Below are 12,891 nucleotides of genomic sequence, written 5' to 3'. Positions count from 1 at the left end.
CTGTCAGCCAGGTGCGTGCTGCGGCGCATGAGTTGACCAGTTTCGCCAAACGGCGCGGCATCGCGGTTGTCCTTGTCGGACACGTGACCAAAGACGGGCAAATCGCAGGTCCGCGCGTTGTCGAGCATATGGTCGACACCGTGCTTTATTTCGAGGGCGAGCGCGGGCATCAGTTCCGTATCCTGCGCGCGGTGAAGAACCGCTTTGGCCCATCCGACGAGATCGGCGTGTTTGAAATGACCGGCATGGGTTTGGCACAGGTCACCAATCCGTCCGCCCTGTTCCTGTCCGAGCGCGGCACACCCTCGCCCGGTTCGGTGGTTTTTGCTGGCGTCGAGGGCACCCGCCCCGTCCTGGTCGAACTCCAGGCACTGGTCGCGCCCTCCCCCCATTCGCAGCCCCGCCGCACAGTGGTTGGCTGGGATGGCGGACGCCTTGCAATGATTCTCGCGGTGCTTGAAGCGCGCGTTGGCATCCCGTTCACGGGACTTGATGTCTATCTCAATGTTGCGGGCGGCATGAAGATTTCCGAACCCGCCGCCGATCTTGCCGTGGCCGCTGCACTTTTAAGTGCGCGTGAAGACGCCGCTTTACCCGCAGAAACTGTGGTCTTTGGTGAAATCAGCCTCTCTGGTGCCCTAAGACCTGCACCGCAGACCGAAAACAGGTTGAAGGAAGCGCAAAAACTTGGTTTTACGGGCGCACTTGCTCCGGCGGGTGGTAAAGGTGTCAAAGTCAAAGGAATCACGCTCAACCAGATGAGCGATTTGACGGCCTTTGTCGGTGATGTATTTGGCGCGGGTTAACGCGCAGGGCAGACATAGAAAGCGAGCGGACCTATGGAAGGTTTTACCATTATTGACGGCGTAGTTGCGGTGATTATCGTGCTATCCGCTTTGCTGGCCTATTCACGCGGCTTCGTGCGCGAGGCGCTGGCGATTGCCGGTTGGCTTGCCGCAGCCATTCTTGCCTTCATGTTCGCACCGCAAGTCGAGCCGCTGGTGAAAGAAATCCCCGTCATCGGTGAATTCCTTGCCGATAGCTGCGAGTTGGCAATTATCGCCGCCTTTGCCGTGGTTTTTGCGATTTCGCTGATTGTGACCTCGCTCTTTACCCCTTTGTTTTCCTCGCTGGTCCAGCGGTCCGCGCTTGGCGGCCTGGATCAGGGCTTTGGTTTCCTTTTCGGCGTTTTGCGCGGCATCTTGTTGGTCGCGGTTGCCTTCTTCGTTTATGAAACCGTTATTACGCAACAAGATATCACGATGGTAGACGAGTCCCGCTCGGCCAAAGTTTTTGCGCGCATGACTGGCAAAATCGAGGATCGTAACCCCGAACAGGCCCTCGGCTGGATCACAACCCAGTACGAACAGCTTGTCGGCACCTGCGGCGCGCCTGAATAACGCTGGTGATTTTGCCTGATGATGTGGTGACACAAGCGCCCCGACCCTCTAAGAGGGACCAGACCGCAACCAGACCGGATTCGGAGCTGCTCGCCTTGTCCAAATTTATGCCCCCTGCCCATCCTTTTGATGACGACAAATTGAAAGAGGAATGTGGCGTATTCGGCGTTGTCGGCGCGACTGACGCTGCCAATTTCGTAGCCCTCGGGCTTCACGCATTGCAACACCGCGGACAAGAGGCAGGCGGAATAGTCAGCCACGATCCCGAACAGGGTTTCAATTCGGCCCGCCGTTTTGGCTATGTGCGCGATAACTTTACCAAAGTATCGCTGATGGAAACGCTTCCCGGGCCGCTTGCGATCGGGCATGTGCGCTATTCCACGGCGGGTTCCAAAGGCGCTGTGATCCGCGATGTGCAGCCCTTCTTTGGCGAATTTTCCATGGGCGGCGCGGCGATTGCCCACAACGGCAACATCACCAATGCCGACGCCCTGCGCAAAGAGCTGATCGAGCGCGGCTCGATCTTTCAAAGCTCCTCTGACAGTGAATGCATCATCCACCTCATGGCGCGGTCCATGCAGCGTAACATCCCCGAGCGGATGGAAGATGCGTTGCGCCGTGTCGAGGGGGCTTTTTCTATCGTTGCGATGACGCGCACCAAGCTGATCGGTGTGCGCGATCCATTGGGCGTGCGCCCGCTTGTGCTTGGTAAACTTGAAGGCGATGGCTGGGTTCTTAGTTCAGAAACCTGTGCGCTTGATATTATTGGCGCGGAATATGTGCGCGAGATCGAGCCCGGCGAAATGGTCGTCATCACGGCGAAAGACGGGGTGGAAAGCAATTTCCCCTTCCGTCGCCGTGCATCGCGGTTCTGCATCTTTGAACACGTCTATTTCTCGCGCCCTGACAGCATTATCGGTGGGCGCTCTGTCTATGAAACCCGTCGCCAGATCGGTGTGGAGCTGGCCAAGGAAAGCCCGGTCGAAGCCGATCTCGTCTGCCCCGTGCCCGATAGCGGCACGCCGGCAGCCATCGGTTTCAGCCAGCAAAGCGGCATTCCCTATGCGATGGGCATCATCCGCAACCAATACATGGGCCGCACCTTTATTGAGCCGACAGAGCAGATCCGTAACATGGGTGTGCGCCTGAAGCTGAACGTGAACCGTGCGCTGATTAAAGGCAAACGCGTCATTCTGGTGGACGATAGCGTTGTGCGCGGCACGACATCGCGCAAGATCAAGGAAATGATCCTCGATGCAGGCGCGGCAGAAGTGCATTTTCGTATCGCTTCCCCGCCCACGGCCTGGCCGTGCTTTTACGGTGTCGACACGCCCCAGCGCGACAAGCTTCTGGCGGCGACGATGACCGAAGAAGAAATGCGCGTTCATCTGGCCGTGGATAGCTTGAAGTTCATTTCGCTAGACGGGCTTTACCGCGCCGCTGGCGAGGCCGAAGGACGCGATGCCAAATGCCCGCAATATTGCGATGCGTGTTTCTCGGGCGATTATCCTGTGACGCCGAGCGATCAAATCACCAAGGGATTTGAGCTTAAAGCTGCGGAATAACCGTGCGATGAGTTTATTGGCAAAATGAAGGCGGAACACAGATGAGCAAAATTGCACTGGTCACGGGCGCATCGCGCGGACTTGGTTTCGCATTGGCCGAAGCTTTGGCACAGACCCATCATGTGGTTGCTGTTGCGCGCACCACTGGCGCGTTGGAGGATCTGGATGATCGCATTCAGGCCGCTGGCGGACAGGCGACTTTGGCACCGATGGATATTTCCAACGAGGGCGCAATGGCGCAGCTTTGCCGTTCCATCTATGATCGTTGGGGCAGCGTTGATACATGGGTTCATGCCGCAGTGCATGCCGCCCCTTTGACACCTGCTGCGCATATCGATGCCAAGGACTGGGCCAAGTCGATGTCGATCAACGCCACGTCGATGGGCATGTTGATCCCCTACATCGCTCCGCTTTTGGGCACCAATGGCACTGCGATGTTCTTTGACGATCAAACGATCGGGGCGAAGTTTCATGGCTGCTATGCCGCATCCAAAGCTGCGCAGATCACATTGGCGCGCAATTGGGCCGCTGAGTGCGAAAACACCGGGCCACGCGTGTTGATCGAGACGCCCCCAGCGATGTCGACGGCCACGCGGTCGCGCTTTCACCCGGGCGAAGATCGCGATGCGCTGGCGCATCCCCGCGATGTTGCCGCGACGCTGCTGCCCAAACTGTTAAACGCCTAAAGCCTTTACGGAGTCCCGCCCCTCCACTATGCATCGTCAAAGCGGATAAAGGGGCAGCTATGCGCATTCTCATCACCAATGACGACGGCATCAACGCACCTGGCTTGAGCGTGCTCGAGGCGATTGCAACCGAGCTTGCTGGCGCAGAGGGCGAAGTCTGGACCGTTGCCCCCGCATTCGAGCAATCAGGCGTCGGGCATTGCATCAGCTACACACATCCCATGATGGTCAGCCAAATGGGCGAGCGGCGCTATGCAACCGAGGGTTCCCCTGCTGATTGTGTGCTGGTCGGATTGCATGATGTGATGAAAGATGCCCTGCCCGACTTGATCCTGTCCGGCGTGAACCGCGGCAACAATTCCGCCGAGAACACGCTTTATTCAGGCACCATTGGCGCGGCGATCGAGGGTGCGTTGCAAGGCGTAACCTCCATCGCGCTATCACAGTACTTTGGCCCCGCCAACGCCAGCGCCGAAAATCCGTTCGAAGCGGCCGCTGCGCATGGCGCGGATGTGATCCGCCGCATTCTGGCGCAAACACCTGAGGCCGGGGGGGACTATCGCCTGCTGTTCAACGTCAATTTCCCGCCCGTCCCGGCAGCCGATGTCAAAGGTGTCAAGGTTGCCCGCCAAGGTCGCAGGCCCGATGTATATTTCGGGGTTGAGCCGCATATGTCCCCGTCGGGAAAACGCTTTTTGTGGATCAAAGGCGGCGATCAACGCGTGCGCCCAAGCGAAGGTAGCGATGCGGCCGTCAATCTGGACGGTTATATTTCTGTCACCCCGATGCGCGCCGATCTGACGGCGGATGACGTAATGGAGCGCTTTGCAGCAAACCTATGACGGACGCTTCCACCCTCATGCAATTTCTATTCGCGCTGCGCTCTAAGGGCGTGACAGACGCACGTGTGCTGACCGCAATGGAAAAAGTGGATCGCGCAGCTTTTATTCGCGGGCTGTTTGCCGAGCGCGCCTATGAGGATATGCCCCTGCCGATCCCCTGCGGGCAGACCATTAGCCAGCCGTCGGTCGTGGGATTGATGACACAGGCCCTGCGTGCTGGCCCACGAGATACAGTGCTGGAGGTCGGGACAGGCTCTGGCTATCAGGCTGCGGTGCTTAGCCATGTGGCGCGGCGGGTTTACACAGTTGATCGCCACAAGCGGCTTGTCGCTGAGGCGCGCGACGTATTCGACGCGCTTGGTTTGACCAATATCACCGCCTTTACGGCCGATGGCAGCTATGGGCTGCCAGATCAGGCCCCCTTTGATCGTATTCTGGTGACCGCTGCGGCCGAAGATCCCCCCGGTCCGTTGCTGGCACAGTTGAAAGTGGGCGGTATTATGGTACTGCCTGTCGGGCAATCGGACGCTGTTCAAAGCCTGATCCGTGTCACACGCCACGAAAGCGGCTTTGAATACGACGAATTGCGCCCCGTGCGCTTTGTTCCGCTCATCGAGGGGCTGGGACGCGACGGATAAATCTGTTATAGAGGCTCTAATTTTCAGGACGCTGCGATCAACGTGGCGCATGTGAGGACATCGAGATGACGAATTCAGCAATCAGCCCTACGCTGCGCGCGCTTTTGTGTGGCACCGCATTGTTCACGCTTGGCGCATGTGAAGACGGCTTTGATTTGGATATGCGCGGCGGCTTGGGCAACAAGTTCGACACCACCGACGCAGCGATCAACGCGACCCAAGCACGCCCGAGCCCTGACGCACGCGGCGTTATCACCTATCCCAACTATCAGGTTGCGGTCGCGCAGCGCGGCGACACCGTCGCAGATGTCGCGGCGCGCATCGGCGCAGATGCAGGCGAATTGGCCCGCTACAACGGGCTGTCCACAGACACCGAACTGCGCAAGGACGAAGTGCTCGCCCTGCGCAATCCTGTCTCTACGCTGCCTGGCGGTGCCGCCCCTGCTGGCACCGTTCCAGCCAATGGCGCAGTCGATATCACCGCCCTTGCGCAAGGCGCGATTGATAGCAGCCCCGTAACCACAAGTGCGCTACCCGCCGCTACCGCAGCGGGTCCAGAGCCTGTACGCCACCGCGTTGCGCGCGGTGAAACGGCCTTTACCATTGCGCGTCTTTACAATGTTTCGGTGCGCTCGCTTGCCGATTGGAACGGTTTGGACAAGGACTTTTCCGTGCGCGAAGGTCAATACCTGTTGATCCCTGTTGCCCAGAATCAGACCAATGTCGCAGCCGCGCCGCTGGCAGCAACGACATCACCGGGAACCGGGACGCCAACGCCAACGCCGCCCTCTGCGACCAAACCATTGCCGCAAGAGGTGACGCCCGTCGCCGCAGCGCCCGTCGAAACGCCGCCCGCACCCGTGCTTGCCAAGCCGACCAAAGCCGTTGCAGCCGCGCGCATGGGCTTTCCTGTGCAGGGTCCGATTGTACGTGAGTACACAAAGGGCAAGAACGATGGCATCGGCATCGGCGCAAACGCAGGAACACCTGTCAAAGCCGCCGCTGCAGGCACCGTTGCTGCAATCACGGAAAACACCGACAATCTTCCGATCATCGTGGTCAAACATCCGGACAACCTGCTGACGGTCTATGCGAATGTTGACGGTCTTAAGGTGAAAAAGGGCGACTCGGTTTCGCGCGGACAGCAGCTTGCCTCGATCCGTGCAGGAAGCTCTGATTTCTTGCACTTTGAGGTGCGCAAAGGCTTTGATAGCGTCGATCCGCTGCCCTATTTGCAATAACGGGCCGTGCTAAGCGCGAAGGCGTTCCAGCGAGCTTAGCTGATCTGGACGCCGTGTCGGCCTGCAAGATCACAAAAAAACTGCCACGCAACGCGCCCCGAACGCGAGCCGCGCGTTGCCTGCCATTCGATTGCTTCGGCGCGTAATGTCGCGGGATCAATGCTAAGGTTCGCAGCCGCGCAATAGCCGTCGATCATCGCGAGAAACGCATCCTGATCGCACGGGTGAAATCCCAGCCACAGGCCAAAGCGGTCAGAAAGCGAAACCTTTTCTTCTACGGCTTCGCCAGGATTGATCGCGCTGGAGCGTTCGTTTTCAATCATATCGCGCGGCATCAAATGACGCCGGTTCGATGTCGCATAAAGCAGCACGTTATCCGGGCGCCCTTCTATGCCACCGTCCAGCACAGCTTTGAGCGATTTGTAATGCTCATCATCATGGCTGAACGAGAGATCGTCGCAATACAGAACAAAGCGCTGCGGCGCGCCGCGTAGCAAACTTAGCAAACGGCCAACACTTGGAAGATCCTCGCGTTGCAGTTCTACAATCTTTAGATCAAGGCCCTCATCAATCAACTGCGCATGAACGGCTTTGACCAAGGATGATTTCCCCATGCCCCGCGCGCCCCAAAGCAGCGCATTATTGGCAGGAAAGCCTTTTGCAAATTGACGCGTGTTGGCAAGCAATGTGTCGCGCGCACGGTTGATCCCGACAAGCAAATCCAGCGATACGCGGTTGACCTTGGCGACAGGAAGCAACGCATCTGGCCCTGTTTGCCACACAAATGCAGTGGCAGATCCGAAATCAGGGGCGGCAAGTGGCGCAGGGGCGAGACGTTCAAGCGCCCCTGCAATGCGTTCTAATTCGCTCATTTGTCGTCTTCCTCTTCGAACTCCTTCATCAGAGGGTCGTCAAATTCTTCTTCGTCATCGTCGAAATAACCCTCCTCACGCAGCTTCTCATCGCGTTTGGTTTCGACGCGGCGCACAAGGAAAATCGAAATCTCGTAAAGACCATAGACCACTGTGAACAGGATCAGCTGAGTGATGACGTCAGGCGGCGTGACCAGCGCGGCCAGCAACAAGATACCAACCATCGCATATTTACGCACCGCGCCAAGGCCATCAGCGCTGACAAGCCCTGCTTTGCCCATCAAGGTCAAAAGCACCGGAAGTTGGAAACACAGACCAAAAGCGATGATGAATTTCAACGTGATATCAAGGCTTTCGTTTACTTTACCAAAGAAGGTAATGCGCACACCCGAGCTATCGGTTGCGACCTCTTTCGCCACTTCACCAGCGGGAATGTTGCCCGCAACGGTGCTTAACAGACCTGTGAAAATCGAGCTGATATCAGCAAAGCCAAGAAAGAAGCTCATCGCGAGCGGCGTTACCACAAACTGCGCGAAGGACGCGCCAAGCAGGAACATCGCCGGGGAGGCAATCAGGAAAGGCAGAAAGGCATTCTTTTCTTTCTTGTAAAGGCCGGGCGCAACAAAACGCCAAAGCTGGTAGGCAATGACAGGAAACGCCAGAATAAAACCGAATACCATCGAAATGCGGAACAGCGTGAACAGATATTCCTGCGGCGACGTATACTGTAGCGTCGGGTTCGGATCGCCAAGATCGCGCAGCGTATTTTCAATCGGGGCCAGCAGAAATTCAAGGATCGGCTCGGCGACGACAAAAGCAAGAATGATGCCAACAATAAACGCGCCGACAGCACGGATCAGCCGCGTGCGCAGCTCTGCCAGATGTTCAATAAGCGGGGCGGAGCTGTCTTCGACGTCGTCTGTCTGGCTCATGCAGTGTCCTTCGCCGCTTTGCTCGCGGTCTTTTTCGCAGCAGGCTTCTTAGCCGGAGCCTTCGCCGCTGTTTTTGCTGGTGCTTTCTTCGCCGCAGGCTTTTTTGCAGCCGGCGTCTTTGCCACAGGCTTTTTCGCCGGATCTTTTTTAGCGGGCGCTTTTTTTGCGGCTGTCTTCTTCGGCGTTGCCGTTACGCTGTCACCTGCTGCCTCTGCCGCTTTGGCTTCGGCGGCGCGTGCGGCTTGCGCGGCAAGGCGTTCTTCAGCCTTCTTCGCAGCAGCGTCGTGAATTTTCTTGGCATCAGCCGCGCGATTTTCGGCAAGTTTGCCCGTTTCACTGTCAGGCGACCAGTTCTTGAAACCCTTGGCCGCGTCTTCAATGCCATCCAGCCCCAGATTTTTGGAACTGGTCATGTCTTTAAAGCTAGAGGTCGCTTCCTTCATGCCACTTTCATCAGCGGCCTGATCCATCGCACGAGAAAACTCGCGCGCCATGCCCTTGGCCTTGCCCACAAACTGCCCGACCTTGCGGAACAGCATTGGCAAATCCTTGGGCCCGATGACGATCAGCGCAACAACGCCAATCACCAAAAGCTCCGTCCAGCCCAGATCAAACATTGTCTATTAGACCTTGTCTGTCTCTTCAGGTGTCACATCTTTTGCCGCATCGGCGATGTCATCTTCGAGCTCTTTCGTGCCCTCGTTGACACCCTTTTTGAAGGATGTGATGCCTTTGCCAACTTCGCCCATGAGCGAGCTGATTTTGCCACGGCCAAACAGCACGAGGACCACTACGGCGATCAACAGAAGGCCAGGTAGGCCAATATTTCCAATACCCATAAGGTTTCTCCCAGTTCAAAAACAGCGTGATACACGCTCGTTCGAATTGTATCTATTGCCTCAGAGCGCGCGTTAAAAGGGACAAACGCGCATTAAAGCCATTTTGCTGCGCAATTTTGTAACCTTGGGTCAGAAAAAACTGCGCGCACAACGCTTAGGCAGGGAAGATGAAGCAGCGATCGCGCCGCACAGTTAGCCAAAGAGGCGTGCCGACTTTAGGCAGAAAAACATTCGGGACCGTCGCCCGAATAAGCGCGTCTTTGGCGTCCATCCTGAATTCGATCAAGCTTTCAGATCCCATAAAACGCGCACGCTGCACCACGCCGCGCGCAGCGACGCCTTCGCGCACCGTCGGCAACGGCCCCTTGCCCCCGCGATCAAAGTCGATGCCCACATGCTGCGGGCGGAATACGATATCCACCTCAGCGCCGTCTGGCACGCCGGGGGCAAGGAACTGGCCAAAGGGCGTGTCGGCCAAGGCCCCGTTGGCTGTGCTGCGTATCACATTGATATCGCTAAAGAACCCGACAGCGGCCATATCCACGGGCGCGTTGTAGATATTGTAAGGCGCGCCGCGCTGGACAATCCGCCCTGCCCGCATCAACGCGATTTCATCCGCCATGCGCATCGCTTCTTCCGGCTCATGCGTTACCAGCAAAACCGCTGCGCCCTCTTCCTTGAGCAGCGCCAGAGTTTCATCGCGGATACCGTCACGAAGTCGATTATCAAGACCCGAAAAGGGTTCATCCATCAACATGATTTTCGGACGTGGTGCCAAAGCACGTGCAAGCGCAACGCGTTGCTGTTCCCCCCCCGATAGCTCATGCGGAAAAGCGTCAATGAGCCGCATCAAGCCAACTTTGCCGAGCAATTCCTCGACGCGCGCACGTTTTTCAGCGCGCGTGCCTTTCAGGCCGAAAGCCACATTATCTGCTACACTCATATGCGGAAAAAGCGCGAAATCCTGAAACATAAGGCCAATGCCGCGCTGTTCGGCTGGCACCGACGTCCTGCCATCGCAAATAAGCTGGCCATCGACCCAGATTTCACCGCTGTCCTGCATATCCACACCAGCGATCATGCGCAGCGTTGTAGACTTCCCGCAGCCCGATGGCCCCAAAAGACAGGTAACCTGCCCAGGCGAAATGCTGAACGTGACATCATCCACGACCTTCGTCCCCCCGAAGAGGCGCGTCAGGTTCATAATCTCCAAGCGCGGCGCTTTGCCCTGCATGAAAGGCCCTTTGGTTGGTTCGCGAACGTCATACTTGATAAAATTCATCAAGAATGCCTTGTCCTAACAGCCCAAATCAAGCGGTTCAACCCGCTGCAATGCGCCAAGTACTGCGACACAACCATGCAGGCAGGCCTTAATTATCCTTGATACAGATAGCGTTAACCACTCAGTAACCTTGATAGGGCAATCGTAGGGGATGATGTTGAACCCTTCCCTCTGCCGCGCTGTCATGCGCTCTCTCTCGGCGGGTGTCTTTTTTTCAGCAGTTCTGGGTCTTGCCGCCTGCGACAATTCCAACGCAGGCGGCAATGACGATGTCATCAGCGGAACGCCCACCGCTGCTCAACTGGCAGAGCTGGAAGCAAAGACAGTCCTGGTTTCGGGGTTTGGCACACCGCGCGCCGATGGCACGTTCAGCACATCTTTGGCCACAATCTTCAAAGGCTCTTACAAAGATGCAAATGGCAACGGTTATGCATTGGAGATCGGGCGCGACGAGACGACTTTCAGCGCACGTGTCGGGCTGATTTCGGGCACGGATGGCGGCGATCTGCCCACCAGCGGCATCGCATCCATGCGCGGGGTCTATCAGGTTGCTGAGGTTGGAAAATCGCAAGGCGACGCGCGGGAGTATGGCGAACCAGTGGTCACGTCAGGCCGCATCACACTGCGCGCTGATTTCGAACATGGCACATTGCAAGGCAATGACGAGGCTTTGAGCATTGATGGCGTATTCTCGGGCAAGAGCCTGACAGGAAACGCATATTTTCATGCCCGCCAAGCAATGCTGGGCGGGCAAGTCGGCGAAGATCGCGCCGTCGGAATTTTCCACGGCGCTGATGACGCAAGCACTTTTGTCGGTGGCTTTCTTGTTGAGCGCTAGAAGGTTGCGTTCACGCCGCCGCCATCGTGCAGAATATTCTGGCCGACGATGAATCCGGCATGGCGGGAACACAAGAACGCACAGGTCGCGCCGAACTCATCCGCCGTGCCGTAGCGCCCGACAGGAATCGTTTTGCAGCGCTGTACTTTGGCTTCTTCCGGGGTAATGCCCTGCGCCTTGGCAACGCCGCCATCAAGGGATACAGCGCGATCGGTCGCGTGAATGCCCGGCAAAAGGTTGTTGATGGTCACGCCCGTCCCCGCCACCTGACGCGACGTGCCCGCGACATAGCCGGTAAGGCCTGCACGCGCCGAATTGGACAAGCCAAGCACGCCAATCGGTGCCTTGACCGATTGCGACGTAATATTCACCACACGGCCCCAGCCACGTTCCATCATGGACGGCACCAGCGCTTTAATCATCGCGATTGGTGCCAGCATATTGGCATCGAGCGCTTTGATGAAATCCTCGCGCTCCCAATCGTGCCACATCCCGGGAGGCGGGCCACCCGCGTTATTTACCAGAATATCCACTTCGCCCGCTGCCTTAAGGACAGCAGCACGGCCCTCATCAGTGGTGATGTCGGCAGCGACCGTCGTTACTTCGACGCCATGTTTTTCCCGAATTTCTTTTGCAGTTTGCTCCAGCGCTTCCGCGCCGCGCGCGTTCAGGACGAGATCGCAACCCGCCTCTGCCAGCGCTTCGGCGCAGCCGCGGCCCAAGCCTTTGCTCGACGCACAGACAATTGCACGTTTCCCTTTGATTCCCAGATCCATGTCGCTCTCCTCGTTTGTATATCCGCAACGCCCCGCGCTCATTCCCGTGCTTTGACACACGAAGGTCTGTATAGTGACATAATTGCGTGCCATGAGGGCGTAAGAAATCCCAGTTAGACGAGTGTTTTAAATGAATGCAAGCAACAACACAGGCAGCGCATTAGCTCAGAGCATTCCTGTGTACTGTGGCGACGATTTTTTGGTGATCGACGGGGCCAATATCGACGACACTCTCAGCTTTGCCGAAGAAGCCCTGCTTGATGATGTGTACGAGCTGCGCCAACGCTCTGCACCCAAACGACTTTCTATCCACGCGCAAGCAAACGGAACCCATCTGATTGCCAAGGGCACGCAAACCGGCACCCCCGGCGCACGGGTGATCGTGGATAGCTGCATGACCGTCATGACGGTTGACGGCTCAACGCTGGAATTGCTGTTGCTTGTCGAACTTGACGATGATGACCATGTCGCAAATGTGCATGTGCTTCCGCTTGCCGTACTGGCGGCAAATGCGCATTACCGCCTTGTCGGGATTGATCGTGACAACGCCACCCGCAAACTGGCCCAGGTCGCTTGCGTGTCATTCTCACGCGGCACCAACATCACTATGAGCTCTGGCGCGCAACGCCCCATTGAGGATTTGCAGGTCGGCGACAAAGTCCTGACCCGCGACGATGGCGGTCAGGAAATCCGCTGGATCGGCCAACATACCGTACGCGCTGTGGGCGATTTCGCTCCCATTTTGATAAAAGCGGGCACGTTGAACAACACCAATGATCTGATGGTCAGCCCCGATCACCGCTTGTTTATTTACCAACGCCGCGACGCGCTTGGCGCGGGCCGCTCCGAGGTATTGGTCAAAGCGCGCCATTTGGTAAACGGCGATACTGTCATCCAACAGGACGGCGGGTTTATCGATTATTTTCAACTGCTCTTCGATCAGCATGAAATCATCTACGCCGAAGGCATCGCCGCAGAGA

At 57.4% G+C, this 12,891-nt stretch carries 15 protein-coding genes; 9 read left to right on the top strand and 6 right to left on the bottom strand.

From position 1 onward, the window contains the following. From WBC85_RS04755 to WBC85_RS04725, 7 genes are all read left to right on the top strand, one after another. A partial coding sequence (locus tag WBC85_RS04755) for a magnesium chelatase domain-containing protein (protein WP_424433527.1) occupies positions 1–806 on the top strand: 806 nt, incomplete at its 5' end. A 33-nt stretch (positions 807–839) separates the two neighbouring features. Next, a complete protein-coding gene (locus WBC85_RS04750; protein WP_424433526.1) occupies positions 840–1,400 on the top strand; it encodes a CvpA family protein in 561 nt (186 codons plus the stop codon). Between the two features lie 107 nt (positions 1,401–1,507). Next, entirely contained in the window at positions 1,508–2,965 is a 1,458-nt protein-coding gene (gene purF / locus WBC85_RS04745; protein ID WP_424433529.1) for an amidophosphoribosyltransferase, read from the top strand. A 41-nt stretch (positions 2,966–3,006) separates the two neighbouring features. After that, a complete protein-coding gene (locus WBC85_RS04740; protein ID WP_424433525.1) occupies positions 3,007–3,651 on the top strand; it encodes an SDR family NAD(P)-dependent oxidoreductase in 645 nt (214 codons plus the stop codon). 59 nt (positions 3,652–3,710) lie between these two features. After that, positions 3,711–4,493: a 5'/3'-nucleotidase SurE gene (gene surE / locus WBC85_RS04735; RefSeq protein ID WP_424433524.1), complete on the top strand. Its 783-nt coding sequence runs from the start codon at positions 3,711–3,713 to the stop codon at positions 4,491–4,493. After that, on the top strand, positions 4,490–5,131 hold the full coding sequence (locus WBC85_RS04730; RefSeq protein ID WP_424433523.1) for a protein-L-isoaspartate(D-aspartate) O-methyltransferase: 642 nt from the start codon (positions 4,490–4,492) through the stop codon (positions 5,129–5,131). Before surE ends, WBC85_RS04730 begins: the two co-directional genes overlap by 4 nt. 65 nt (positions 5,132–5,196) lie before the next feature. Further along, positions 5,197–6,372 (top strand): peptidoglycan DD-metalloendopeptidase family protein, encoded by a 1,176-nt coding sequence (locus WBC85_RS04725; protein ID WP_424433522.1) that lies wholly within the window; start codon positions 5,197–5,199, stop codon positions 6,370–6,372. Positions 6,373–6,407: 35 nt separating this feature from the next. Here the strand turns inward: WBC85_RS04725 and WBC85_RS04720 are convergent, their stop codons facing one another. From WBC85_RS04720 to WBC85_RS04700, 5 genes are all read right to left on the bottom strand, one after another. After that, positions 6,408–7,244, bottom strand: a complete 837-nt coding sequence (locus WBC85_RS04720) for an ATP-binding protein (RefSeq protein WP_424433521.1) — start codon at positions 7,242–7,244, stop codon at positions 6,408–6,410. Then, the gene (gene tatC, locus WBC85_RS04715; RefSeq protein ID WP_424433520.1) at positions 7,241–8,176 is read right to left on the bottom strand and encodes a twin-arginine translocase subunit TatC; all 936 of its coding nucleotides are present in this window, start codon (positions 8,174–8,176) and stop codon (positions 7,241–7,243) included. Before tatC ends, WBC85_RS04720 begins: the two co-directional genes overlap by 4 nt. Beyond that, complete coding sequence (tatB, locus tag WBC85_RS04710) at positions 8,173–8,793, bottom strand: Sec-independent protein translocase protein TatB (protein ID WP_424433519.1); 621 nt, start codon at positions 8,791–8,793, stop codon at positions 8,173–8,175. The genes tatC and tatB overlap by 4 nt, the downstream gene beginning before the upstream one ends. Before the next feature lie 6 nt (positions 8,794–8,799). After that, positions 8,800–9,015 (bottom strand): twin-arginine translocase TatA/TatE family subunit, encoded by a 216-nt coding sequence (gene tatA / locus WBC85_RS04705; RefSeq protein WP_424433518.1) that lies wholly within the window; start codon positions 9,013–9,015, stop codon positions 8,800–8,802. 154 nt (positions 9,016–9,169) lie between these two features. After that, positions 9,170–10,249, bottom strand: a complete 1,080-nt coding sequence (locus tag WBC85_RS04700) for an ABC transporter ATP-binding protein (protein WP_424433528.1) — start codon at positions 10,247–10,249, stop codon at positions 9,170–9,172. Between the two features lie 232 nt (positions 10,250–10,481). Here WBC85_RS04700 and WBC85_RS04695 point away from each other — a divergent pair, with 232 nt between their 5' ends. Next, a complete protein-coding gene (locus tag WBC85_RS04695) occupies positions 10,482–11,135 on the top strand; it encodes a hypothetical protein (RefSeq protein WP_424433517.1) in 654 nt (217 codons plus the stop codon). On the opposite strand, the gene WBC85_RS04690 is transcribed toward WBC85_RS04695, so the two are convergent. Next, entirely contained in the window at positions 11,132–11,911 is a 780-nt protein-coding gene (locus tag WBC85_RS04690) for an SDR family oxidoreductase (RefSeq protein ID WP_424433516.1), read from the bottom strand. The genes WBC85_RS04695 and WBC85_RS04690 overlap by 4 nt on opposite strands. Before the next feature lie 130 nt (positions 11,912–12,041). Here WBC85_RS04690 and WBC85_RS04685 point away from each other — a divergent pair. Continuing rightward, the coding region (locus tag WBC85_RS04685) for a Hint domain-containing protein (protein WP_424433515.1) at positions 12,042–12,891 on the top strand (850 nt) is incomplete at its 3' end.

Origin of the sequence: Planktotalea sp. (assembly GCF_049680325.1) — a bacterium.
Taxonomy (GTDB): domain Bacteria; phylum Pseudomonadota; class Alphaproteobacteria; order Rhodobacterales; family Rhodobacteraceae; genus Planktotalea.
This window is presented reverse-complemented; position numbering and strand designations above follow the sequence as displayed.